The organism is Streptomyces sp. NPDC005303 (assembly GCF_040607335.1).
Taxonomy (GTDB): domain Bacteria; phylum Actinomycetota; class Actinomycetes; order Streptomycetales; family Streptomycetaceae; genus Streptomyces.
The window spans coordinates 283,682-308,887 of record NZ_JBEXGM010000006.1; the positions used below are offsets into that span (position 1 = coordinate 283,682).

Here is a 25,206-nt window from a genome sequence, read left to right on the forward strand (position 1 = left end):
GAGCCCCGGACCCCTGAACGGTCCGGGGCTTTTTGCTGTGCCCCGGACCGTTCAGGGGTTTGGAGTCGCTCGCGCAGACCGTGCGCGCCTTACTTGTGCGCCCGCACCGGCACATCCAGGATCACCCGGGTGCCACCCTCCGCGGCCGGGACCATGTCGAACGTGCCGCCCAACTCGCCCTCCACCAGCGTCCGTACGATCTGCAGTCCGAGGTTGCCCGAGGTGTGCGGGTCGAACCCCTCGGGCAGACCGACGCCGTCGTCCTGGACGGTGACGAGGAGGCGGGCCTCCTTGGTGGTGCCGCCGCGGACGGCCGCGACCTCGACCGTGCCGGTCTCGCCCTCGCGGAAGCCGTGCTCCAGGGCGTTCTGGAGGATTTCCGTGAGGACCATGGACAGGGGGGTGGCGACCTCGGCGTCCAGGATGCCGAAGCGTCCGCTGCGCCGGCCGGTGACCTTGCCCGGGGAGATCTCGGCGACCATGGCGAGGACGCGGTCGGCGATCTCGTCGAACTCCACGCGCTCGTCCAGGTTCTGAGACAGCGTCTCGTGCACGATCGCGATGGAGCCGACCCGCCGTACCGCCTCTTCGAGGGCCTCCCGGCCGCGGTCGGACTCGATGCGCCGGGCCTGGAGGCGCAGCAGGGCCGCCACCGTCTGGAGGTTGTTCTTCACCCGGTGGTGGATCTCCCGGATGGTCGCGTCCTTGGTGATCAACTCGCGCTCGCGGCGGCGCAGTTCGGTCACGTCGCGCAGCAGGACCAGTGAGCCGATGCGGGTGCCCTTGGGTTTGAGCGGGATCGCCCGGAACTGGATGACCCCGTCGTGCGCCTCGATCTCGAACTCACGGGGCGCCCAGCCGCTGGCGACCTTGGCGAGCGCCTCGTCCACCGGGCCGCGGGTCGGGGCGAGTTCGGCGGTGGTCAGGCCGAGGTGCTGGCCCACGAGGTCGGAGGCGAGGCCCATGCGGTGGTAGGCGGACAGGGCGTTCGGAGAGGCGTACTGGACGATGCCGTCCGCGTCCAGGCGGATCAGGCCGTCACCGACTCGGGGTGCGGCGTCCATGTCCATCTGCTGGTTGGGGAACGGGAAGGAGCCGGCCGCGATCATCTGGGCCAGGTCGGACGCGCTCTGCAGATAGGTCAGTTCGAGCCGACTCGGGGTGCGGACGGTCAGCAGGTTGGTGTTGCGCGCGATGACACCGAGGACGCGCCCCTCCCGTCGTACCGGAATCGACTCGACGCGGACCGGGACCTCCTCGCGCCACTCCGGGTCGCCCTCGCGCACGATCCTGCCCTCGTCGAGCGCCGCGTCCAGCAGCGGGCGCCGGCCACGCGGGACGAGGTGGCCGACCATGTCGTCCTGATAGGAGGTGGGGCCGGTGTTGGGCCGCATCTGGGCGACGGACACATAGCGGGTGCCGTCGTGGGTGGGGACCCACAGGACGAGGTCGGCGAAGGAGAGGTCGGAGAGCAACTGCCACTCCGAGACCAGCAGATGCAGCCACTCGAGGTCGGAGTCGTCGAGGGCGGTGTGCTGGCGGACCAGTTCGTTCATGGAGGGCACGGATGTGAGCGTACCTGGGGGTATGTGAGTGACCTAAAAACGCCGTACGCCGAGGGAATCCCGGGCCCGGTAACACCCGCGGGCCGCGGCGCCTGGGAAGGACCCTCAACCTTCCCGGCACCGCAGCCCGGAGCAACATCGGCCGTGGGGTGTGCGGTCCCGGTCGGCCGAGGATGAGGACCCGGGGCAGTCAGGGCAGAGAGCTCCGGTTCCTCGGTCCGCCTTCCTGTGCGGGGAAGACGGAAGTCACGGTTCAATTGTGGACTAGACCACTAGGTGTGTCCATGCGTTGGTGCCTGTTTGTTGTTGGAGCTTTCCCTCACGGGAGTCACCTACTCGGACGCCCTAACAACCACCACGCAGCCTAACGCGTGTGGGTTCATGTGCGGGGCCAGATGGCCATGGCAATTTCCGCGACCGCCTCCAACTCCTCCCGGCTCGCGCCGTCGCGCGCCTGCTGGGACATGCCCTGGAGCACCGCCCCGGCGTACCGGGCCAGCACGGCGGCGTCGGTTCCGGTCGGCAGCTCCCCCGTGGCGATGTCGGCGCCGATACGGCTCTCGAGGGCGGCGATGTTGGCGTTGCGCCGCCCGCGCAGCGACTCCTCGACCTCCGGGGTGGAGCAGTTGGTGGCGGCATGGATGACGAGGCAGCCGTGCGGATGGCCGGGAGCCGTGTACTCGTAGGCGGCCTCTCGCAGCATCCGTTCCACGGCGGCCCGGGCGGTCGGTTCCTCGGCGAGAGCGCGGTCACCGAAGGAGCCGTACCGGACGCCGTACTCCTTCACGACCTCCTCGAACAGCGACCGCTTGTCACCGAAGGCCGCGTACAGGCTGGGGGCCCCGATGTCCATGACGCGGGTGAGGTCGGAGACGGACGTGGCCTCGTATCCGTGCTCCCAGAAGGCCAGGATCGCCTTCTCCAGGGCGGTCGCTCGGTCGAAGGACCGAGGGCGTCCACGGGGTTTCGATCGCCTGACCGCAGGCTTGACCTGCGCTTCCGTCTCCTCGATGCCCACCATGGAGTGAATTGTATAGCGAGTGCTAGAGAAAGGAGTCGGGAGCGTTGTACGGTTTTTCTGTATCGACCGCTAGAGAAATGGAGGGCGACGCCATGGGCGCACTCACGGGCAGGACGGCTCTGGTGACGGGGGCGAGCAGGGGCATCGGGCGGGGCATCGCCGTGCGCCTCGGGCGGGACGGAGCACGGGTGGGCGTGCACTACGGCAGGAGTGAGGCGGCGGCGAAGGAGACGGTCGCCGCGATCGAGGCTGCCGGCGGCCGCGGTTTCACGATCCGGGCCGAGCTGGAGACACCCGGGGCCGTCGGCCGTCTCTGGGAGGAGTTCGACCGGCACGCGGACGGGCTCGACATCCTGGTGAACAACGCGGGAATCGGCTCCTCACGCCCGATCGAGGAGATCGACGAGGCGGAGTACGACAGGCTCTTCGCGGTCAATGTGAAGGCGCCGTTCTTCCTGGTCAAACAGGGCTCGATACGACTGCGGGACGGCGGCCGGATCATCAACATCTCGTCGGGGCTGGCCCGTACCGCCGCCATGCCGCACAACATGGCCTACGCCATGACGAAGAGCGCGCTGGACGTGTTCTCCCGCGATCTGTCCAAGGTCCTGGGCCTGCGGGGTATCCGGGTGAACTCGGTGGCACCCGGCCTGATCGACACCGACAACACCGCCCGGTTGCTCCACGGCACCGAAGGCGGCTGGGCGCAGGCGGAGGCCCTTTCGGCGCTGGGACAGGTGGGGACACCGGCCGATGTCGCGGACGTGGTGGCCTTCCTGGCCTCTGACGACGGGCGGTGGGTGACCGGGAGCTGGCTGGACGCCACGGGAGGTTCGATGCCGTGAGCCGTCCGTCAGGGCTCAGTGCGTCTCCGTCACCTTCGCCAGGGCGCGTGGCGCGTCCGGGTCCTGACCGCGGGCGATGGTGACCTCGTACGCCAGGAGCTGGAGGGGGATGATCTCCAGCACGGGCTGGACCTCCTCGGCCACGTGGTCGGTCGGCAGGGCGAAGCCGGCCGAGGCCTGCTCGACCTGACTCCGGGGGCCGACCACGACCAGGTCCGCACCCCGGCCACGCAGCCGGTCGAGGACGGGCTGGAGTGCCTCGCCGCCCTTGCCGTCGGTGACGACCGCGATGACCGGCGAGACGTTGTCGACCATGGCGAGGGGGCCGTGGAGCAGATCCGCGCCGGAGTAGGCGAGCGCGGGGATGTAGCTCGTCTCCATCAGCTTGAGGGCGGCTTCCCTGGCCGTGGGGTAGCCGTAGCCGCGGGAGGTGATCACCATGCGCTCGGCGAAGCGGTAGCGGGCGGCGAGGGCGCGGACCTCGTCCTGCCGGGCGAGCAGTCCGGCGGCCAGGTCCGGCAGTACCTGGGCGGGTGCTCCGTCGCCGGCGCGCAGGCCTTCGACGAAGAGATAGAGGGCGAGGAGGGAGGCCGTGTAGGTCTTGGTCGCGGGGAGTGCCTTCTCCGGTCCGGCCAGGATGTCGACGTGGTACTCGGAGACGCCGGCCAGTGGGGAGTCGGGGTTGTTGGTCACCGCGAGGGTGATGGCGCCGGCCTCGCGGGCGGCCCGGGTCGAGGCCACCAGGTCCGGGGAGCCGCCGGACTGGCTGACGGTGACGACGAGGACATCGGTGAGGTCGGGGCGGGCACCGTAGGCGGTGGTCGTCGACATGGAGGTCAGCCCGCAGGGCAGGCCGAGGCGGATTTCGAGGAGGTACTTGGCGTAGAGGGCCGCGTTGTCGGAGGTGCCGCGGGCGGTGAGGAGGACGAAGCGGGGTGCGCGGGCGGCGATCTCCTGGGCGACCTTGCGGATGGCCGGGGCGCCCTCGTCCAGGATGCGGCGCAGGACGGCGGGCTGTTCGGCCATCTCGCGGGCCATGATCCGGCCGGGGAGTTGGCTCTGCGGGTCGGATGTCGTGACGCTGTTCATGGCCCTATTCCACTCCCCGTTCCGCTCCCCCGCGCGAAAAGGCGCTGTCCGCGATGTGACGCGGTGACGGCGTTCGGGGACCTGGGCCGCCGCACCCGATTCTGTTAGATTGGTCTAAACCACATGGGCCGCACCGGGGTCCGGTCGAGCCCTCTCCGTTCAGACCGTTTCTACAGATCAGACCGTTTCCTCAGATCGGCAGGCCCAGCGTGGAAGTTGTCATCGTTCCCGATGCCAAGGCGGGCGGCGAGCTCATCGCCGAGGCCATGGCCCAGCTGCTCCGGCGCAAGCCCGACGCCCTGCTCGGTGTGGCGACCGGCTCCACCCCGCTGCCCATCTATGAAGCCCTGGCCGCGAAGGTGCGTTCCGGTGCCGTGGACGCCTCGCGGGCGCGGATAGCCCAGCTTGACGAGTACGTGGGGCTGCCGGCCGAGCATCCGGAGTCCTACCGTTCGGTGCTGCGACGCGAGGTGCTGGAGCCGCTGGGGATACCGATGGCCTCCTTCATGGGGCCGGACGGGACCGCGCAGGACATCCTCGGTGCGTGCGAGGCGTACGACTCGGCGCTGGCCGATGCGGGGGGCGTGGATCTGCAGTTGCTCGGGATCGGGACGGACGGGCACATCGGGTTCAACGAGCCGTGTTCCTCGCTGGCCTCGCGGACCCGGATCAAGACGTTGACCGAGCAGACGCGGGTGGACAACGCGCGGTTCTTCGAGGGGGACATCACTCAGGTGCCGCACCATGTGATCACCCAGGGGATCGGGACAATCCTCGAGGCCCGGCACCTGGTGCTGCTCGCCACGGGTGAGGGCAAGGCGGACGCGGTGGCGGCGACGGTGGAGGGGCCGGTCGCCGCGGTGTGTCCTGCCTCGGCGCTGCAGTTGCATCCACATGCGACGGTGGTGGTGGACGAGGGGGCTGCTTCCAAGCTGAAGCTGGCGGACTACTTCCGGCACACGTTCGTCAACAAGCCTGACTGGCAGGGGATCTGAGGGGCGGTTTCGTCTGCGGTTTCGTCTGCCGGGTTCCGCCGTCTGCGGACTGCGGGTTCGTCGGGGCTGGTCGCGCAGTTCCCCGCGCCCCTGAAAAGCACCGAGGCGCCGTTCCCTCCCCGGGGAGCGGCGCCTTTCGTGCCGTAGCCCCTACTCCCCCGCGATGACCTCTGCCGCCGCTCTGCCGCAGACTCTTGCCGCGCCGTGCGTTGCGATGTGCAGGGCGCCTCGGGCAGGAGCCTGAGGAAGGCCCATCTCGATCACGATGGTGTCGGGGCGGGTGCGGAGGACGGTGTCCAGGGCCGCGCCCATCCAGGGGTGGCGGTGTTCGTCGCGGACCACGGCCACGATGCGGCGGGGGCCGGCCGCGGCCAGGGTGGCGAGGCCGGCGTCCTCGCCCGCGAAGCTGCCCGTTTCCGTGCCGGGGAGCAGACGGGCGAGTTCGGCGGCGACGCCCCAGGGTGTCTCGTCACCGACGGCCACGTTGGCCACCGGTGTGAAGGCGGCGACGTAGGGCGCGGTGGTGAGGGGGGTGAAGTCGTCACCGCCGGTGATGCGCAACGCCCTTCGGGCCGCGCGCAGTCCCACCTCCTCGTCGGCCGGCAGTTGTGCGTCCGCGGCGGCCGCCGTCCAGTGGGCCAGCGTGCGGACACGTTCCGCCGCTTCCGCGAGCCGCTCCTCGGGGAGTTCGCCCGAGCGGACCGCCGAGACCAGGGCGTCGCGCAGGCGCCGTACCGTCTCGTCGTCGGCGAGGCCACCGCCCACGCAGATCGCGTCGGCACCGGCGGCGATGGCCAGGACGCTGCCGCGCTCGATGCCGTAGGTGCCGGCGATGGCCTGCATTTCCATGCCGTCGGTGACGATGAGACCGGTGTAGCCGAGTTCACGGCGGAGCAGGTCGGTCAGGACCGTGGAGGACAGCGTGGCCGGGCGGTCCGGGTCCAGGACCGGGACCAGGATGTGAGCGGTCATCACCGCGCGGGTGCCGGCGGCGATGGCCGCGCGGAAGGGCCGCAGTTCGCGCTCCAGGAGGACCGACTCGTCCACGTCGATGCGCGGCAGGGCGTGGTGGGAGTCGATCGCGGTGTCGCCGTGGCCCGGGAAGTGCTTGGTGCAGGCGGCGACGCCCGCCGACTGCAGCCCCGTCACGTAGGCCGCCGTGTGGCGGGCGGCGAGGTCGGCGGAGGCGCCGAAGGAGCGGACGCCGATCACCGGGTTGGACGGGTTGGAGTTCACGTCGGCCGACGGGGCCCAGTTGAGGTTGACCCCGCAGGCCGCGAGGCGGCGGCCCAGCTCCGCGGCCACCTTCCTCGTCAGTTCCAGGTCGTCCACCGCGCCGAGGGCGTGGTTGCCGGGGAAGGACGAGCCGGTGCGCACCTCCAGACGGGTGACGTCACCGCCCTCCTCGTCGATGGCGACCAGGACGTCGTCGCGTTCGGCACGCAACTGGGCTGTCAGGGCGGCCAGTTGTTCCGGTGAGGCGATGTTGCGCCCGAACAGGCCGACCGAGGCGAGGCCCTCGCCGAGGCGGCGGAGCAGCCAGTCGGGGGCGGTGGTGCCGGTGAAGCCGGGCTGGAGGACGGTCAGGGCGTCCCGCGTCAAGCCCCTCTCCCCATTCGATGCGGTGGTGCCGCTGGCGAAAGTCGTCATCGGGGGCGTTATCCCTTCACGGCGCCCGCGGTGAGACCCGCGGCCATCTTGCGCTGGACGAGGAGGAAGAGGACCACGATCGGCACGGCCATCATGGTGGAACCGGCCATCATGGGGGCGTATTCGGTGCCGTGTTTGGTGGTGAAGTTGCCGAGCCAGACGGTCGCGGTCTGGTGCTCCTGGCTGAGCAGCATCAGGGCGTACAGGTACTCGTTCCAGGCCAGGATGAAGCCGTAGACCGAGGTGGCGACCATTCCGGGGGCAAGCAGCGGGAAGACCACGCGGATGAAGGCGCTGGTGCGGGAGCAGCCGTCCACCATCGCCGCCTCCTCCAGTTCCTTCGGGATGTTGACGATGAACCCGCGCAGCGTCCACACCGTGAAGGGAAGGATGAAGGTCAGGTACGTGATGATCAGGCCGGAGAGCTTGTCGTACTGATCGAGGTCGTTGAGCAGCAGGAAGACCGGGATGATCATCGCGACCAGGGGGACCATCTGGACCGCCAGGATGGCCACGATCACGACTTTCCGGCCGCGGAAGTCGAAGCGGGAGATGGCGAGCGCGGCCAGCGTGCCCACCACGATGCCGATCGCCACGACCGACAGGGACACGATGAGGCTGCGGGCGACCGGGCCCCAGAAGTCGGCGATGTCCAGCGCGCGCCGGAAGTTGTCGAGCGTGAGGCCGGTCGGCAGCAGGCTCGGATCCGGGTCGATGGCGTCCTTGGCGGGCTTGAACGCCGTGTTCACCATCCAGTAGACGGGGAAGCCGGCGGCGAGGAAGACGAGGAGGCCGAGGAGGTTCCAGCCGAACCTGGACCTGCGGGGCGTCCCGGGAGCGAGCGTGCTCATTCGACCTCTCCGATCTTCAGCATCTGGCGCATATAGACGGCGACCACACCGAGCAGCAGCAGCACGGTGATGAGCGCGATCGCCGAGCCCTGCCCGTAGTCGTTGACCACGAAGGCCCGGTCGTAGGAGTAGGTGGTCAGGAGCTGGAACTCCGCTTCCGGGTGGCCGTTGCGCATGACGAAGACCTGCGGAAAGACGCCCATGTCCCAGATGACCGAGAGGGTCGTGAGCATCACGATGATCGGCTTGAGGATCGGCAGGGTGACGTACCGGAAGACGCCCCAGGCGCCCGCGCCGTCCAGACGGGCCGCCTCCTCCAGTTCGGCGGGGACCTGGGTGAGCCCGGCGCTGAGGGTGATCACGACGAAGGGCACGGCACCCCAGACCACCAGGAGCATGATCACGGCCAGGCCCTGGGGTCCGCTCGCGAACCAGTTGTGGCCGATGAGGTCGACCCCGGGCAGTTTGCTCAGCAGCGCGTTGAGGACGCCGTAGTCCGCGTCGAACAGCCACTTGAAGACGGTGGTGGCAACGATGATCGGCATGCCCCAGCTGGCCACCAGGGCGATGTTGACCAGGGTCTTCACCCAGCCGGAGACCCGCTGGAGCAGCAGGGCGATCAGCATGCCGGCGACCATCGTGAAGATCACGCAGCCGGCCGCGAAGACGATGGTCCGCACGACGACGGCCCAGAACTCGCCGTCGTTGAGAACGCCCGTGAAGTTGTCGAAGCCGACCCACTGGGCCGGCAGGAAGCCCCACAGTTGGGACTGGCCGAACTTCTGGAAGGACAGCGTGACCAGGCGAACCAGCGGATAGCCCATGACCAGGGCCAGGACGAGCAGACAGGGGGCGAGCAGCAGCCAGGGAGTGCCGCTGAAGGCGCGCTTTCTGCTCGGCGGCGCGGGCGGGACCGGCGGTGGTACGGCCATCGGCGGCGGCGCCTTGGCGGGGGTGGTCGTGTCTGCGGCACTCATCGCGCGCTCCTCAGCGATCCTTCTGGTCGTACGGAAGCGAAGCCCGCACGGGTCGTGCGGAGTCGAAGCCCGTACGGACCGTGCGTAGTCGAAGCCCGCACAGGTCACACGGGCCGGAGCCCGCACGGGTGGTACGGGAGTGGACCTCGCGCGGGCAGTACGGGAAGCAGCGCCCCGCACGGCGGTTACGGGGCTCGAACCCAGGAGTCGAACCCACACAGGCAGTACGGGAAGCAACGCCCCGCACCGGTCGTACGGGAGTCGAACCCGGCACGAGTTGTACGGGGGTCGAACCCCGCACAGGTAGCGGGGGAAGCGGGGCCCCGCACCGGTGGTGGCGCGGGAGTCGAACCCGGCACGGGCAGTACCGGAAGCAGCGCCCCCACCGGCCGTACCGGGATCGAACCCGCACAGGCAGTACGGGAAGCAGGGCCCCGTCGGTCTCAACGGGGCCCTGCCTGCGGTCACTTGGTGTTGATGACCTTGTCGATCGCCGCGTCGGCCTCCTTGGCCGCCGCCTCCACCGACTTCTTGCCGGTGCCGATGTTCTGGAGCATGGTCTGCAGGACCTGCGCCTTCTCGACCTGGCCCCAGCCGGGCGCCATCGGGACGAACCAGTTGGACTCGGCCGCGGTGGCCGGGACCGCGGTCGCCGGGTCGTTCTTCAGGGTGGCGAGGTCGGTCTTGTTGTTGGGCAGGTTGCCCTTGGCCATCAGGCCCTTCTGGCCGGAGGGACCGGTGAAGGCGTTGATCCACTCGGCGGCGACCGCCTGAGCCTTGGACTTGACCGGGACGGCGAGGTCCGAACCGCCCAGGAAGACGGGCATGTTCTTGCCGGACGGACCCGGCATCACGAAGTTCTCGAGGTTGTCCTTGAGCTTGCCGGTCTTGTCGTTCTTCGGGTCGGCGGAGGTCGCACCCTCCCAGGCCGCGCCGAAGATCATGCCGGACTTGCCCTGGCCGTAGACGATGTAGCGGTCGGACTCGTCCTTGGTCTTGTCGCCGTGCATGTACTTGTCGACGACGTTCTTGAACTCGGTGAGGCCCTTGACCGACTCGGGCGAGGAGAGGTTGGCCTTCCACTGGCCGCCCGACTCGACCGCGATGGAGCCGCCGGCGTCGTAGACGAAGGACATGGCCGCGTACCAGTCACGGGTGGGCTGGTACCAGGCGGAGAACTTGTCGCCCTCCTTCTTCTGGACCTTGTCCAGGGCGGCGGTGAGCTCCGCGTAGGTCTTCGGGGGCGACTTGACGCCGACCGAGGCGAAGACGTCCTTGCGCCAGTTGCCGACCCGGCCGCCCGCGTAGTACGGGACGCCGTAGGTCTTGCCGTCGTAGGTCACCGAGGCCTTGAGGCCGTCGAGCCAGGCGGACGAGTTGGTGAACTTCGACGTGTCCAGGGGAGCGAAGGCGCCCTTGACCATGTAGCCCAGCATCTCGGTGTTGCCCATCTCGACCACGTCGGGGGCCTTGTCGGTGGCGAGGACCGCGTCGAGCTTGGTGTTCTTGTCGGGCCAGCCGTAGTACTCGTGGTTGATCTTGATGCCGGGGTGCTTCTTCTGGACCGCCGCGTCCGCGGCCTTCACCAGCGCGGGCCAGTTGTTCTGGGCGTCGACGGTGAGCCAGACGGTCAGCTCCTTGGCGTCCGCGCCGCTGTTGTCCGAACTTCCGCTGTCGCTGCCACCGCACGCCGCGACGGTGACCACCATGCCCGCGATACCGATCGCGGCTATCAGCTTGCGCTTCACGCCACCCTCCTCAGGGATGCCCACACCTCCCGCCCACAGGCCGGGACCTGGACCAATGGTGTAGACCAGTAGGGGGAGCTTGGACCAGACCACGGAACCTGTCAAGAGTGCTCGAAAAGGCCCTGACCAGCCGTTATGCGACCTACATATGCAGGAACCATTAGTAAAGAAGCCAGCGAAAACAGCGGCGCCGGAGTACTCTCGTCCGCTAGACCACTTACCTCTGTGGACTAGACCAAAAGAGGTGGTGACGGTATACAGAAGGGATCACGATGTGATCCGCATCCGGAGCCGGGAAGGCAGACCATGAGCAGCGACGTCAGCAGTGCGGAGACCGACGGCGGGGCAGGGATCCGTACCGCGCGCGTGCCCAAGTACTACCGCCTGAAGAAGCACCTGCTCGACATGACGGAGACGCAGTCGCCCGGTACGCCGGTGCCGCCCGAGCGCACCCTCGCCGCCGAGTTCGACACCTCCCGCACCACCGTGCGCCAGGCCCTCCAGGAGCTGGTGGTCGAGGGGCGTCTGGAGCGCATCCAGGGCAAGGGCACCTTCGTCGCCAAGCCGAAGGTCTCACAGGCGCTGCAACTCACCTCCTACACGGAGGACATGCGCGCCCAGGGTCTCGAACCCACCTCCCAGTTGCTCGACATCGGCTACATCACCGCCGACGACCGGCTCGCCGAGCTCCTCGACATCACCGCCGGCGGCCGGGTGCTGCGCATCGAGCGGCTGCGCATGGCCAACGCCGAGCCGATGGCCATCGAGACGACCCACCTCTCCGCCAAGCGCTTCCCGGCCCTGCGCAGGTCACTGGTCAAGTACACGTCCCTCTACACGGCGCTCGCCGAGGTCTACGACGTCCACCTCGCCGAGGCCGAGGAGACCATCGAGACCTCCCTGGCCACCCCGCGCGAGGCCGGTCTGCTCGGCACCGACGTGGGCCTGCCGATGCTGATGCTGTCCCGCCACTCGTTCGACAAGACGGGCGAGCCGGTGGAGTGGGTGCGGTCGGTGTACCGGGGCGACCGGTACAAGTTCGTGGCCCGCCTCAAGAGGCCCGTCGACTAGTGCCCTTGGAGGCCCGTCGCCCCATGCCCTTTCCGGTACTGCTGGTTCCCTTTCCGGTACCGCACACGGTGTAGCGCAACCACGCTTCCTGCTCTACGGTCCTCCCGACTCCGTCTGGACGGGAGGACCGCCCCGTGCGTACCGCGAACGTCCCCACCCGAAGTGCTGTCGAACGAGGGTGCTTCACAGAATCGACATACCGATATGCGGACGAGGTCTTCCGCTGTCGCGACACCAGCGCCTAGATTGCCTGCGCGTTACAGGTGATCAACGCTGATCAGTGAGGGGTAGGAGTCGCGACATGTCGGATGCACCTGAAGTGAGACAACCGGTGGTGACACCGGTGCGGGTGGTCATCGCCCTCTGCCTGATCGCCCCGTTCGTGGCGATGCTGTGGGTCGGCTCGTACGCCAAGGTCGACCCCGCGTTCATCGGTATCCCGTTCTTCTACTGGTACCAGATGCTGTGGGTGTTCATCTCCACCGTGCTGACGATGACCGCGTACAAGCTGTGGCAGCGTGACCAGCGTGCCCGCCACGGAGGTGCCAAGTGAACGACGGCGTCAACGGCGTGGCACTCGCCGTCTTCATCATCTTCTTCCTGGCCGTCACGGTCATGGGCTTCCTGGCCGCGCGCTGGCGCAAGGCCGAGAACGAGCACAGCCTCGACGAATGGGGTCTGGGCGGACGCTCGTTCGGCACCTGGGTCACCTGGTTCCTGCTCGGCGGCGACCTCTACACGGCGTACACCTTCGTCGCCGTCCCCGCGGCGATCTACGCGGCGGGCGCGGCCGGCTTCTTCGCGGTGCCGTACACCATCCTCGTGTACCCGCTGATCTTCACGTTCCTGCCCCGCCTGTGGTCGGTCTCCCACAAGCACGGGTACGTGACGACCTCGGACTTCGTGCGCGGCCGCTTCGGCTCCAAGGGCCTGTCGCTGGCGGTGGCGGTCACCGGCATCCTCGCGACCATGCCGTACATCGCGCTCCAACTGGTCGGCATCCAGGCGGTTCTGGACGTCATGGGCGTCGGCGGCGGCGAGAACACCAACTGGTTCGTGAAGGACCTCCCGCTGCTGATCGCCTTCGGTGTCCTCGCGGCCTACACCTACTCCTCGGGCCTGCGCGCCCCCGCGCTGATCGCGTTCGTGAAGGACACGCTGATCTACATCGTCATCGCGGTGGCGATCATCTACATCCCGATCAAACTGGGCGGCTTCGACGACGTCTTCGGCGCGGCGAGCGAGAAGTACACGGCGGCCAAGGCCGGCGGACTGGTCCCGCTGGAGGCGGGCCAGTGGACGTACGCCACGCTGGCCCTGGGCTCCGCGCTCGCCCTGTTCATGTACCCGCACTCGATCACCGCGACGCTCTCCTCCCGCAGCCGTGAGGTGATCCGCCGCAACACCACGATCCTGCCGCTGTACTCCCTGATGCTGGGCCTGCTCGCACTGCTCGGCTTCATGGCGATCGCGGCCGGGGTCAAGGTCACCAACCCCCAACTGGCGATCCCGCAGCTGTTCGAGGACATGTTCCCGGACTGGTTCGCGGGCGTGGCCTTCGCGGCGATCGGCATCGGAGCCCTCGTCCCGGCGGCCATCATGTCCATCGCGGCCGCGAACCTCTTCACCCGCAACATCTACAAGGACTTCATCAAGCCGGACGCGACTCCGGCCCAGGAGACAAAGGTCTCCAAGCTGGTCTCGCTGCTGGTGAAGGTCGGCGCCCTGGTCTTCGTCCTCACCATGGACAAGACGGTGGCCATCAACTTCCAGCTCCTGGGCGGCATCTGGATCCTCCAGACCTTCCCGGCCCTGGTCGGCGGCCTGTTCACCCGCTGGTTCCACCGCTGGGCCCTGCTCGCCGGCTGGGCGGTCGGCATGGTCTACGGCACGGTCGCCGCGTACGGCGTCGCCTCGCCGACCCAGAAGCACTTCGGCGGCTCAGCGAAGGAGATCCCGGGCATCGGCGAGATCGGCTACATCGGCCTGACGGCGTTCGTGCTCAACGTCGTGGTGACGGTGGTCCTCACCTTCGTCCTGAAGGCGGTCAAGGCCCCCGACGGCGTGGACGAGACCAGCCCGGAGGACTACACGGCGGACGCGGGCGACCCGGGGGTGGAGGTGGAACTCCCGCCCGCGACAGCAGGTACCTCGCACTGAGGCCGTCAGGGGCGCGGGGCTGCGGCGATACCCAGCCCCGCCGCGTGGCTGCGACCAGCCACGACGAACCCGCAGCGGGCCGCCGAGAGCAAGCACCCTCGGCGGCCCGCTTTCGTGCACACTCACCCCATGGACATCCTGATCCGCCCCGCCGAACCCACCGACTACGCCCCCCTCGGCGAGATCACCGCAAGGGCCTACCTGGACGACGGCCTCCTCGCCTTCGGCGACGAAGACGACTGGTACCTCACCGAACTCAAGGACGTCGCCAAGCGGGCAAGAACCGCAGAGGTCCTCGTGGCCACAGCCGACGACCGCATCCTCGGCGGAGTCACCTACGTCCCCTCCGGCGGCCCCATGGCCGAACTCGCCCGCCCCGGAGAGGCGGAGATCCGCATGCTCGCCGTGTCCCGGGAGGCCCGCGGCAGAGGAGTCGGCCAGGCCCTCGTACAGGCCTGCGTCGATCGCGCGGCGGCCGCGGGCACGGACATCGTCCTGTGCACCCAGCCCACCATGCACACGGCCCACCGCATCTACGAACGCCTCGGATTCACCCGCGCCCCCGAGCGCGACTGGCACCCGGTTCCGGAGTCCCCCGACTTCACTCTCCTCACTTATCAGTTGACGCTCTGAAACCGCCGCGACACAACATCTGGGGGCGTCACCGCAACCCGGCACAAGATGTATGCTCATGCTCGCTGTCGCCGCAGGGGAATCCGGTGCGAATCCGGAACTGTCCCGCAACGGTGTACTCATGCGCGCATAAGCACACATGAGAGTCAGTCCGAGGACCTGTCGACAGCACGCCCGTGCCATACCGGCCCGGGTGTCATGACGTCCGGGCCTCGTGGAATGGGCCGGTGGACGCGACGCCGTGCGCGCTCGTGTGCTGCCCCCTGCCCTCCGCAAGGCCCCCGTGCCCAGCGAGGGAGAGCCCCCAGTGACCATCGCGCCAGCCGACCCGGCTTCAGCGACCACCCCGGTGGACGAGGACGGTCCCGGGACCGCGTTGCTGCGGACCCTGACCGCGCTGACCGCCGACCTCCCCGACGCCGACCCCGGCCGGGTCGCCGCCGCCGCATTGCGCGGCCGGTCCGCGCGGGGGGCCTCCGCCGAGATGATCGCGGAGTTGCGCGAACTGGCCACCGAGGCGGCGGCCGGCCTCATCTCCGAGGACCCCGCCTACAGCAGGCTCGCGGCCCGACTGCTGACCGTCTCCATCGCCGCCGAGGCCGCCTCGCAGGGCGTCACCTCGTTCACCGGCTCGGTCGCCGTCGGCCACCGCGAGGGCATCATCGCCGACCGGACCGCCGAGTTCGTGCGGGTCCACGCCGAGCGGCTCGACGCGCTGGTCGACACCGAGGCCGACGACCGCTTCGGCTACTTCGGCCTGCGCACCCTGTACAGCCGCTATCTCCTGCGGCACCCGATCACCCGCAAGGTCATCGAGACGCCTCAGCACTTCCTGCTCCGGGTCGCGTCCGGCCTGGCCGAGGACGACACGGTCAGGGCCCTCGACGAAGTCGCCGCGCTCTACCGGCTCATGAGCCGCCTCGACTACCTGCCCTCCTCCCCCACCCTCTTCAACTCCGGCACCCGGCACCCCCAGATGTCGTCCTGCTACCTCCTCGACTCCCCGAAGGACGAGCTCGACTCCATCTACGACCGCTACCACCAGGTCGCCAACCTCTCCAAGCACGCCGGCGGCATCGGCATCTCGTACTCCCGTATCCGCTCGCGCGGTTCACTGATCCGCGGCACCAACGGGCACTCCAACGGCATCGTCCCGTTCCTCAAGACACTCGACGCCTCGGTCGCCGCCGTGAACCAGGGCGGCCGGCGCAAGGGCGCGGCCGCGGTCTACCTGGAGACCTGGCACTCCGACATCGAGGAGTTCCTGGAACTCAGGGACAACACCGGTGAGGACGCCCGCCGTACGCACAACCTGAACCTCGCCCACTGGGTGCCGGACGAGTTCATGCGCCGGGTGAACGCGGACGCCGAGTGGTCCCTCTTCTCCCCCGCGGACGTGCCCGAGCTGGTCGACCTGTGGGGGGACGAGTTCGACGCGGCGTACCGGAAGGCCGAGGCCGCGGGGCTCGCGAAGAAGACGATCCCCGCGCGTGACCTCTACGGCCGCATGATGCGCACCCTCGCGCAGACCGGCAACGGCTGGATGACCTTCAAGGACGCCGCCAACCGTACGGCCAACCAGACGGCGTTGCCCGGGCACACGGTGCACTCCTCCAACCTCTGCACGGAGATCCTGGAGGTCACGGACGACGGGGAGACGGCGGTCTGCAACCTGGGGTCCGTGAACCTCGGCGCGTTCGTCGATACGGCGACCGGTGACATCGACTGGGAGCGGCTGGACGCCACCGTCCGCACCGCCGTCACCTTCCTCGACCGGGTCGTGGACATCAACTTCTATCCGACCGAGCAGGCCGGGCGGTCCAACGCCCGGTGGCGTCCCGTCGGCCTCGGGGCGATGGGCCTCCAGGACGTCTTCTTCAAGCTCCGCCTGCCCTTCGACTCCCCCGAGGCCAAGGCACTGTCCACCCGGATCGCCGAGCGGATCATGCTCGCCGCCTACGAGGCCTCCACCGACCTCGCGGAGCGCAGCGGCCCGCTGCCGGCCTGGGAGAAGACCCGTACGGCCCAGGGTGTCCTGCACCCGGACCACTACGCCGCGGACCTCACCTGGCCCGAGCGCTGGGCGGCACTGCGCGAGCGCATGGCCACCACGGGCCTGCGCAACAGCCTCCTGCTCGCCATCGCGCCCACCGCCACCATCGCCTCGATCGCCGGGGTGTACGAGTGCATCGAGCCGCAGGTCTCCAACCTGTTCAAGCGCGAGACGCTGTCCGGGGAGTTCCTCCAGGTCAACTCGTATCTGGTGGCCGAGTTGAAGAAGCTCGGCGTCTGGGACGCCCGCACCCGTGAGGCGCTGCGCGAGTCGAACGGCTCGGTGCAGGACTTCGCTTGGATCCCCGAGGACGTACGGGCGTTGTACCGCACGGCGTGGGAGATCCCGCAGCGCGGTCTGATCGACATGGCGGCGGCACGGACCCCGTTCCTCGACCAGTCCCAGTCGCTGAACCTCTTCCTGGAGACGCCGACCATCGGCAAGCTCTCCTCGATGTACGCGTACGCCTGGAAGTCCGGGCTGAAGACGACGTACTACCTGCGCTCGCGCCCGGCGACCCGTATCGCCCGTGCCGCGCAGGCGACGGTCCCCGTCCAGCAGCCGGCCCCCGAAGACGCGGTCGCCTGCTCCCTTGAGAACCCCGAGTCCTGCGAGGCCTGCCAGTAATGCCCAGCACCCAGAACCTGCTCGACCCCGGCTTCGAGCTGACTCTGCGCCCCATGCGCTACCCCGACTTCTACGAGCGCTACCGGGACGCGATCAAGAACACCTGGACCGTCGAGGAGGTCGACCTCCACTCGGACGTCGCCGACCTCGCGAAGCTCAGTCCCGCCGAGCAGCACCTGATCGGCCGGCTGGTGGCGTTCTTCGCGACGGGTGACTCGATCGTGGCGAACAACCTCGTGCTGACGCTGTACAAGCACATCAACTCTCCCGAGGCGCGGCTCTACTTGAGCAGGCAGCTCTTCGAGGAGGCCGTCCACGTCCAGTTCTATCTGACGCTCCTCGACACCTACCTCCCCGATCCGGAGGACCGGGCGGCGGCCTTCGACGCCGTCGAGAGCATCCCCTCGATCCGCGAGAAGGCGGAGTTCTGCTTCAGGTGGATCAACGAGGTCGAGAAGCTGGACAGTCTGCAGACCCAGGCCGACCGCCGCCGCTTCCTGCTCAACCTGATCTGCTTCGCCGCGTGCATCGAGGGCCTGTTCTTCTACGGCGCCTTCGCGTACGTCTACTGGTTCCGCAGCCGGGGCCTGCTGCACGGTCTCGCCACCGGCACCAACTGGGTGTTCCGCGACGAGACCATGCACATGTCCTTCGCCTTCGACGTGGTCGACACCGTCCGCAAGGAGGAGCCGGAGCTCTTCGACGAGCAGCTTCAGCAGCAGGTCACCGACATGCTGGCGGAGGCCGTGGAGGCGGAACTCCAGTTCGCGCGCGACCTGTGCGGCGACGGGCTGCCGGGCATGAACACCGAGTCGATGCGCCAGTACCTGGAGTGTGTCGCCGACCAGCGCCTGACGCGCCTCGGCTTCGCGCCGGTGTACGGCTCGGAGAACCCGTTCTCCTTCATGGAGCTCCAGGGCGTCCAGGAGCTGACGAACTTCTTCGAGCGGCGTCCGTCCGCGTATCAGGTGGCCGTGGAGGGCACGGTCGACCTGGACGAGGACTTCTGAGGCGCAACCGCCGCGGCAACCGCAACGGCAACGGCAACGGCAACGGCAACGGCAACGGCCCGAGTTGACCGTGCCGGAGTGGGCCATGGTGGGGCCATGGGTCGTCCATGGCCCCTCCATCGGCCCTCCATCGGCCGTCCATGGACCTCCTATGGGGCGGCAAAGTTCTGCCGGGGCATCTGTTCCGGCCTCGTCCGGCCCGGTTACGTTCTGGCCGTCCTGTCATGTCCACACACCACATGCACAGGACGGTAGAAGTGTCATGCCCATGACGGCATCGCGCACCGCCGCCGCTACGCGCGTCAAAGGCCTGCCACCAACGTCGAGAACCCCACTCCCACGACGGAGGCAGTACCCCATGCTTCAGACACGCACCGGCAAGTCCGGACGTAACCTGCGAAGACTCCTGACCACCGCCATACCCGCCGTCGCCCTCGGCCTGGCCGGACTCGTCGCGGTGCCGGCGCACGCAGCGCCCGCGCACGCAGCGCCCGCCGCCGCGCACACCACCCGCGTCACACAGAACTCCAAGGCGCTCACCTCCCCCGACCGTCAGACGTTCCACTCGACCGGCAAGGCCGGCCAGAAGGTGCCGACCACACACCTGTGTGCCACCGCGGCCCCCGGCCAGGCGTCCTGCTTCGCCCAGCGCCGGACCGACATCAAGCAGCGGCTGGCGTCCGCCGTCGCCGCCGCGCCCTCCGGACTCAGCCCGGCCAACCTGCACAGCGCCTACAACCTGCCCTCGACCGGCGGTTCCGGCCTGACCGTCGCCGTGGTCGACGCCTACAACGACCCCAACGCGGCCGCCGACCTGGCGACCTACCGCTCGACCTACGGCCTGTCGGCGTGCACGGTCGCCAACGGCTGCTTCAAGCAGGTCAGCCAGACCGGTTCGACCACCTCGCTGCCCACGAACGACACCGGCTGGGCCGGCGAGGAAGCGCTCGACATCGACATGGTCAGCGCCGTCTGCCCGAACTGCAACATCATCCTCGTCGAGGCCAACTCCGCCAACGACTCCGACCTCGGCATCGCCGAGAACGAGGCGGTCGCGCTCGGCGCCAAGTTCGTCTCCAACAGCTGGGGCGGCTCCGAGGCCTCCTCCCAGACCAGCGAGGACACCTCGTACTTCAAGCACCCGGGTGTCGCGATCACCGTCTCCTCCGGTGACTCCGCCTACGGCGCCGAGTACCCGGCGACCTCCCAGTACGTGACCGCCGTCGGCGGCACCGCGCTGTCCACGTCCTCCAACTCCCGCGGCTGGACCGAGTCCGTGTGGAAGACCAACTCCACCGAGGGCACCGGATCCGGCTGCTCGGCCTACGACCCCAAGCCGAGCTGGCAGACCGACACCGGCTGCACCAAGCGCATGGAGGCCGACGTCTCCGCCGTCGCCGACCCCGCCACCGGCGTGGCCGTGTACGACACCTACGGCGGTTCCGGCTGGGCCGTCTACGGCGGCACGAGCGCCTCGTCGCCGATCATCGCGGGTGTCTACGCACTGGCGGGCACCCCGGGCTCCAGCGACTACCCGGCGAAGTACCCCTACAGCCACACGAGCAACCTGTACGACGTGACCAGCGGCAACAACGGCTCCTGCACCACCTCGTACTTCTGCACCGCGACCACCGGCTACGACGGCCCGACCGGCTGGGGCACCCCCAACGGCACCACCGCCTTCACCGCGGGCACCACGACAGGCAACACGGTGACCGTCACGAACCCGGGCAGCCAGTCCACGACGACCGGCGGCTCGGTCAGCCTGCAGATCAGCGCGAGCGACAGCGCGGGCGCGACCCTCACCTACAGCGCGAGCGGCCTGCCGACCGGGCTGTCGATCAGCAGCTCGACCGGCAAGATCTCCGGTACGGCGTCCACCGCGGGCACCTACCAGGTCACCGTCACCGCGAAGGACTCGACCGGCGCCTCCGGCTCGGCCTCCTTCACCTGGACCGTCGGCTCCAGCAGCGGCACCTGCACCTCGTCCCAGCTGCTCGGCAACCCCGGCTTCGAGTCCGGCAGCACCACGTGGACCTCCTCCAGCGGCGTCATCACCAACTCCAGCAGTGAGTCGGCGCACGCCGGTTCGTACTACGCCTGGCTGGACGGGTACGGCTCCTCGCACACCGACACGCTGTCCCAGTCGGTGACCGTGCCGAGCGGCTGCAAGGCCACCTTCACCTTCTACCTGCACGTCGACACCGCGGAGACCGGCAGCACCGCCTACGACAAGCTGACGGTCACCGCCGGTTCGACCACCCTGGCCACCTACTCCAACGTCAACGCGGCCTCCGGCTACGCCCAGAAGTCCTTCGACCTGTCCTCGTACGCCGGCTCCACCGTCACCCTGAAGTTCAGCGGGGTCGAGGACTCCTCGCTCCAGACCAGCTTCGTCCTCGACGACACCGCCGTGACGACCAGCTGACCTCCCCCTCATGACCCGGGCCCCGGTCGCGGCTTTCGCGACCGGGGCCCGGCCTGGATCCAGGTGTACGGGTCATACGTCCAAGGGGAAGAGGAGGCCCTCATGCGCCGTACGAACCGTCACACGACCCTCGCGCTCGCCGCGCTGACCCTGCTGCTCGCGAGCGCGGGCTGCGGCGGCCAAGCCGGCAGCGACAGGAGCGGCGGCAGCGGCACCGTGTCGCCGTCGCAGTCATCCGCCGCACCCTCGTCCACGGCACCCTCATCCGCGGCGCCTTCATCCGCCGCGCCCTCCGTCGAGCCCTCGCCTGGATGCTCCTCCGGGTCCGGACTCGACGCGGCCGACAGTGGTGACACGGTCTGCCTGGCGGTGGGGGACACGGTCCGGGTCGCCCTGGACGGGACCAAGAGCCGCCCGTGGCAGCCGGTCGCCGTCGAGGGCAGTGGCCTCAAGGCCACCAACAGCGGGGTCGTCCTGCTGCCGGGTGACGCGAACGCCGCGTACCAGGCGGTGTCGGCGGGCACGGTACGGCTCAGTTCCTCACGTCCGCTGTGCGCCACCGGGACCGGCCACCTCTCGTGCAAGGGCATTCAGGAGTGGTGGGTCACCGTGCGGGTGAAGTAGCTCTGCCGGGCGGGCTGCAGCGCCTTGGGGAACTGCCCCTCGGTCTCCCGGCGGGCCCGCTCGGCCTCGCGGATCTGCCGGTCGATGTGACGGTCGTGCACGAGCCCGATCACCGACGGGAGCACCAGCAGGACGAGGATTCCGAGAACAGTCAGCATTCCGATCAGTCCCTGTGTCTGTGCGGTAGTCATGTCACTACTGTCGCGCCGTGGACTCCTTACAAACAGTGGCAGGACTGCCGCACACCCTCGATTTACTGCCAGCTCTGAGGCACACTGGCAGCATGCTGAAGAACGTGGCAGCCGTCGTCCTGGACGGTGTGAATCCCTTCGAGCTCGGAGTCGTCTGCGAGGTCTTCGGGACCGACCGCAGCGACGACGGACTGCCCGTGTACGACTTCGCGGTGGCCTCGGCCGAGGGCCCCAGGCTGACCTCGCGGTCGGGCTTCGCGCTGCACGTCGAGCACGGCCTGGAGCGGCTGGAGTCGGCCGACCTGATCACCGTGCCGGCCTGCGACGGCTACGAGACACGGGACTTCCCTCCCGAGCTGCTGGAGGCCCTGCGCAACGGGGTCGAGCGCGGGGCACGGGTGCTCAGCGTGTGCTCCGGGGTCTTCGTGCTCGCCGCGGCCGGGCTGCTCGACGGCCGGCGCTGTGCCGTGCACTGGCACCACGCGGAGGAGCTGGCGCTCGCGTACCCGCGGCTGACGGTCGAGCCGGACGTCCTGTACGTCGACGAGGACCCGGTGATCACCTCCGCGGGCACCGCCGCCGGCATCGACGCCTGTCTGCACATCGTGCGCAAGGAGCAGGGCCCCGAGGTCGCCAACAAGATCGCCCGGCGGATGGTCGTACCGCCGCACCGGGACGGCGGACAGGCGCAGTACATCGAGCGGCCGCTGCCCCGGTCGAAGTGCGACACCGTAGGCGAGGTGCTCGTGTGGATGGAGCAGCACCTCGACGAGGAGGTCACCGTCGAGCAGCTGGCCGAGCGGGCGCACATGTCCCCGCGCACCTTCGCCCGCCGCTTCCAGCAGGAGACGGGTACGACTCCCTACCGCTGGATCCTGCGCCAGCGGGTGCTGCTGGCCCAGCGGCTGCTGGAGGCGACGGACGAGACGGTGGACGCGATCGCGGGCCGCGCCGGGTTCGGCACCGCGGCCGCGCTGCGTCACCAGTTCCTGCGCGCGGTGGGCACCACCCCGAACGCCTACCGGCGCACCTTCCAGGGCCCGGAGGCGGCCGCCTGACCCGTCACCGGGGCACGGGCCGCACCAGGAGCCGGTTCGGCCGCAGGGTGATGCCGGGACGGGGGGTGTCGTCCGAGTCGGCCGCCTGCTCGAAGCGGTACTTCCGGGCCAGCGCCGCCGTGAGCAGCGTCAGCTGGGCCATCGAGAAGTGGTCGCTCGGGCACTTCCGGTTGCCGGTGCTGAACGGGCTCATGGCGTGTTTCGGAACCGATTTGGCCCGCTCGGGACTCCAGCGCAGAGGGTCGAACACCGCGCTGTCGTCGAAGGACTTCGCGTCGCGCTGGATCGCGTACGGGCTGTAGACGATGTCGGCTCCGGCCGGAATGCGATAGCCACCGAGTTCGGTGTCCCGTACCGCCCGCCGCGTCAATATCCATACCGCGGGCCACAAACGCATGGTCTCGACCACCACATAGTTCGTGTACCTGAGTGACCGTACGTCCTCGAATGCCACAGGACGGCCGCCGGTGACCGATTCGACTTCCGCGCACACCTTGTCCGCGTGTTCCGGGTGTTCGGCGAGCACCTGAAGCAGCCACATGATCGTGGACGCGACGGTTTCGCCGCCGGGGGTGAGTATCGCGACGACCTGGTCGTGGATCTCCTGTTCCCCGATGGGGTCGCCATTCGCGTCCTTCGCGGCCAGCAATGCCGTCAGCAAATCGTCCGGCTTTTGACCGGATGCCCGGCGTTCGGCGACGATCTCGTCGACCACCCGATGCAGATCGGCCAACGCGCGGTTGAATGCGAGGTTGGCCGGCAGCGGCAGCTTGTACAGGGGGCCCGCGGGTATCACCATCCGCCGGTACATCCCCCGGAAGACGGTCGTGAGGGCGACGCACAGCCGCTCGGCGCGCTCGTCCATGTAGTCGCCGCGCAGCAGACAGCGGGCCGCGATACGCACGGCGACCCGGAAGGACTCCAGCGTGCAGTCGACGGTCTCACCGGGCTGCCAGCGCTCGGCCAGCGCCTGTGCCTCCTCCTCCATGATCGGCCCGTACGCGGGTATCGCGTCGAGCCGGAAGGCGGGCTGGATGATGCGCCGTTGACGCCGGTGCTGCGGGCCGTTGGCGGTGGCCACGCCCTCCTTGCCGACCAGCCCCTCCAGGGACTCCCACAGCGGCCCGGCGATGATGAAGTCGGGGTTGAGGGCCACGGCTCCGGTGAGTTCCGGGGTGGTGGGGGCGTACACCGTCTTGGGGCCGAGCCGCAGGCGTACGACGTCGCCGTGCCGCCGCAGCCCGGCGAGGAAGCTCAGCGGATCACGGGCCAGACGCAGACCGTGGCCGAGGACCGGGACGCCCCCGCCCGCGAGCGGCGGCTCACCCGACCCGGGAGCCACCGTGGCTTCGGTTTTCACGGATTCGACGGTCATTTCTCACCTGCCGCTTCGTTGTTGACGTACGGGGGCGTGGACCGGTCGTCCCAGCTGTCGACCCTGTAACGGCCGGACTCGTGGTGGAACCAGTAGACGGCGCTGAACCAGTTGCGCATATTGCGGACGCAGGCCCGGACGGCGGCGCTCAACTCTTTTCCCCGCACCGTGCCGTCGTCGAGACCGTCGGCGAGAAGGAGGGCGTCTGCCTCGGCCACGAGAAACGCGTCCACGCATTTCCCTATCAGCCTTCGCATTTCCCGGACCGCCTCTTCGAGGGTCAGTCCCTCGTGTTTGATGAGACTGAGGCCGAGATTGTGGACCTCGTCTCCCGCGATTTCCTTGGGGAGCGAGCAGAGGTCGTTGTACCAGGCGGCGAATTCCTGGCTCAGCAGGGCCGCCCGCCGGTATGCCGGATGTTTCCTCACGCCGTCCGGGAGTTCGCGTCCCGCACTCGGCTCCAGCAGATCCGTCCAGATTCGGTGGGCGAAGGTGAGGCGGCGCAGTGCCAGGTATTCCTCGACCGTTGGAATGGTTCCCCTGGTGCGGTTGCGGAATTCCCGGTCGTAGGCCTCGATCACCTCGTGGAAGTGCCCGGCGAACCGGGTGTTCCACGTGTGCGGCAGGAACGAGTACAGCCGCACCATGCAGTCGGCGAAGGCGGCGACCAGCGGATCCTCGTGGTGCAGATGATCCCGTGGGGAGTCGAGCGCCGCGTGCAACCGGAACCTCAGCCGCCGCCACGCGCGCGGACGGCGGTGGACGATGTCGCGGTCGTGCCGGTCGTCCCAGACGAAGAACCACGCGCTGTAGTCCGCTATCGCCTGGAGGACCTCGTCGGGGGCGCCGAGGTAGTACCCCGCCATGAGGTCCGTGTAGCACAATCCGTCGGCATATTCTGCCACCTTGTCCGGCGACATGAGCCGTTTTTCCAGAAGCCAGGTACGGGTCTTCTCCTGGAGCCTGGGCCAATACGGATGCAGTTGCCTGGGAAACGCTGCCTCGATCACCGGGAGAGAGAGCGACGGTGGAACCGCGATCGCCGTCGGCGTCGATGTGGTGCTGTGTGGGAAAGCAGACACGAACAAACCCCTTCCAGCCGCCAGTTGACGCACACCCCTGCCGCTGAACCGGGCGTGCGCCGTTGCGTATCCCCGCACTGCCCATTCAGCACCACAACTGACCATTCTGGGAATGGATTTGCTTCGTTCACTACCCCACGGTGTCGAGATTCT

At 68.9% G+C, this 25,206-nt stretch carries 21 protein-coding genes and 1 riboswitch; of the genes, 11 read left to right on the top strand and 10 right to left on the bottom strand.

Annotated features, from left to right (window positions below):
* Positions 1–89: 89 nt before the first annotated feature.
* On the bottom strand, positions 90–1,556 hold the full coding sequence (locus ABZT93_RS12650; protein ID WP_356102942.1) for a PAS domain-containing sensor histidine kinase: 1,467 nt from the start codon (positions 1,554–1,556) through the stop codon (positions 90–92).
* A 388-nt stretch (positions 1,557–1,944) separates the two neighbouring features.
* Complete coding sequence (locus tag ABZT93_RS12655; protein ID WP_356102817.1) at positions 1,945–2,586, bottom strand: TetR/AcrR family transcriptional regulator; 642 nt, start codon at positions 2,584–2,586, stop codon at positions 1,945–1,947.
* Positions 2,587–2,678: 92 nt separating this feature from the next.
* On the opposite strand from ABZT93_RS12655, the gene ABZT93_RS12660 reads away from it, so the two are divergent.
* Entirely contained in the window at positions 2,679–3,431 is a 753-nt protein-coding gene (locus ABZT93_RS12660; protein ID WP_356102820.1) for an SDR family oxidoreductase, read from the top strand.
* Between the two features lie 15 nt (positions 3,432–3,446).
* Here ABZT93_RS12660 and ABZT93_RS12665 read toward each other — a convergent pair whose 3' ends face one another.
* On the bottom strand, positions 3,447–4,520 hold the full coding sequence (locus ABZT93_RS12665) for an SIS domain-containing protein (protein WP_356102822.1): 1,074 nt from the start codon (positions 4,518–4,520) through the stop codon (positions 3,447–3,449).
* 209 nt (positions 4,521–4,729) lie between these two features.
* On the opposite strand from ABZT93_RS12665, the gene nagB reads away from it, so the two are divergent.
* Positions 4,730–5,515: a glucosamine-6-phosphate deaminase gene (nagB, locus tag ABZT93_RS12670; protein WP_356102826.1), complete on the top strand. Its 786-nt coding sequence runs from the start codon at positions 4,730–4,732 to the stop codon at positions 5,513–5,515.
* A gap of 150 nt (positions 5,516–5,665) precedes the next feature.
* Here nagB and ABZT93_RS12675 read toward each other — a convergent pair whose 3' ends face one another.
* The 4 genes from ABZT93_RS12675 to ABZT93_RS12690 form a co-directional block, all read right to left on the bottom strand.
* On the bottom strand, positions 5,666–7,165 hold the full coding sequence (locus ABZT93_RS12675; RefSeq protein ID WP_356102830.1) for a glycoside hydrolase family 3 protein: 1,500 nt from the start codon (positions 7,163–7,165) through the stop codon (positions 5,666–5,668).
* 8 nt (positions 7,166–7,173) lie between these two features.
* Positions 7,174–8,016, bottom strand: a complete 843-nt coding sequence (locus ABZT93_RS12680) for a carbohydrate ABC transporter permease (RefSeq protein ID WP_356102833.1) — start codon at positions 8,014–8,016, stop codon at positions 7,174–7,176.
* Positions 8,013–8,993, bottom strand: coding sequence for a sugar ABC transporter permease (locus tag ABZT93_RS12685; RefSeq protein WP_356102834.1), 981 nt, complete (start codon positions 8,991–8,993; stop codon positions 8,013–8,015). The genes ABZT93_RS12680 and ABZT93_RS12685 overlap by 4 nt, the downstream gene beginning before the upstream one ends.
* Positions 8,994–9,457: 464 nt before the next feature.
* A complete protein-coding gene (locus ABZT93_RS12690) occupies positions 9,458–10,741 on the bottom strand; it encodes an extracellular solute-binding protein (protein ID WP_356102836.1) in 1,284 nt (427 codons plus the stop codon).
* Positions 10,742–11,047: 306 nt separating this feature from the next.
* Here ABZT93_RS12690 and ABZT93_RS12695 point away from each other — a divergent pair, with 306 nt between their 5' ends.
* The 8 genes from ABZT93_RS12695 (at position 11,048) to ABZT93_RS12730 (ending at position 21,347) form a co-directional block, all read left to right on the top strand.
* Complete coding sequence (locus ABZT93_RS12695) at positions 11,048–11,812, top strand: GntR family transcriptional regulator (RefSeq protein ID WP_356102839.1); 765 nt, start codon at positions 11,048–11,050, stop codon at positions 11,810–11,812.
* 301 nt (positions 11,813–12,113) lie between these two features.
* A complete protein-coding gene (locus ABZT93_RS12700; RefSeq protein ID WP_356102842.1) occupies positions 12,114–12,365 on the top strand; it encodes a DUF3311 domain-containing protein in 252 nt (83 codons plus the stop codon).
* Positions 12,362–13,972, top strand: coding sequence for a monocarboxylate uptake permease MctP (gene mctP, locus ABZT93_RS12705; RefSeq protein WP_356102844.1), 1,611 nt, complete (start codon positions 12,362–12,364; stop codon positions 13,970–13,972). The genes ABZT93_RS12700 and mctP overlap by 4 nt, the downstream gene beginning before the upstream one ends.
* A gap of 129 nt (positions 13,973–14,101) precedes the next feature.
* The gene (locus ABZT93_RS12710) at positions 14,102–14,605 is read left to right on the top strand and encodes a GNAT family N-acetyltransferase (RefSeq protein WP_356102846.1); all 504 of its coding nucleotides are present in this window, start codon (positions 14,102–14,104) and stop codon (positions 14,603–14,605) included.
* 77 nt (positions 14,606–14,682) lie between these two features.
* Positions 14,683–14,765: riboswitch (cobalamin riboswitch) on the top strand.
* 147 nt (positions 14,766–14,912) lie between these two features.
* Entirely contained in the window at positions 14,913–17,285 is a 2,373-nt protein-coding gene (locus ABZT93_RS12715) for a ribonucleoside-diphosphate reductase subunit alpha (RefSeq protein WP_356102848.1), read from the top strand.
* Positions 17,285–18,295, top strand: coding sequence for a ribonucleotide-diphosphate reductase subunit beta (locus ABZT93_RS12720; protein ID WP_356102851.1), 1,011 nt, complete (start codon positions 17,285–17,287; stop codon positions 18,293–18,295). The genes ABZT93_RS12715 and ABZT93_RS12720 overlap by 1 nt, the downstream gene beginning before the upstream one ends.
* A gap of 358 nt (positions 18,296–18,653) precedes the next feature.
* Entirely contained in the window at positions 18,654–20,723 is a 2,070-nt protein-coding gene (locus tag ABZT93_RS12725; protein WP_356102853.1) for a putative Ig domain-containing protein, read from the top strand.
* Between the two features lie 102 nt (positions 20,724–20,825).
* Positions 20,826–21,347 (top strand): hypothetical protein, encoded by a 522-nt coding sequence (locus ABZT93_RS12730; RefSeq protein WP_356102855.1) that lies wholly within the window; start codon positions 20,826–20,828, stop codon positions 21,345–21,347.
* Here the strand turns inward: ABZT93_RS12730 and ABZT93_RS12735 are convergent.
* The gene (locus ABZT93_RS12735) at positions 21,314–21,538 is read right to left on the bottom strand and encodes a hypothetical protein (RefSeq protein WP_356102857.1); all 225 of its coding nucleotides are present in this window, start codon (positions 21,536–21,538) and stop codon (positions 21,314–21,316) included. The genes ABZT93_RS12730 and ABZT93_RS12735 overlap by 34 nt on opposite strands.
* Before the next feature lie 92 nt (positions 21,539–21,630).
* Between ABZT93_RS12735 and ABZT93_RS12740 the strand changes: the two genes are divergently transcribed.
* A complete protein-coding gene (locus ABZT93_RS12740) occupies positions 21,631–22,596 on the top strand; it encodes a helix-turn-helix domain-containing protein (protein WP_356102859.1) in 966 nt (321 codons plus the stop codon).
* Between the two features lie 4 nt (positions 22,597–22,600).
* Here the strand turns inward: ABZT93_RS12740 and ABZT93_RS12745 are convergent, their stop codons facing one another.
* Together ABZT93_RS12745 and cyc1 are read right to left on the bottom strand one after the other, a co-directional pair.
* Positions 22,601–23,971, bottom strand: a complete 1,371-nt coding sequence (locus ABZT93_RS12745) for a cytochrome P450 (protein WP_356102861.1) — start codon at positions 23,969–23,971, stop codon at positions 22,601–22,603.
* Positions 23,968–25,053, bottom strand: coding sequence for an epi-isozizaene synthase (cyc1, locus tag ABZT93_RS12750; RefSeq protein ID WP_356102945.1), 1,086 nt, complete (start codon positions 25,051–25,053; stop codon positions 23,968–23,970). Before cyc1 ends, ABZT93_RS12745 begins: the two co-directional genes overlap by 4 nt.
* Positions 25,054–25,206 lie beyond the last annotated feature (153 nt).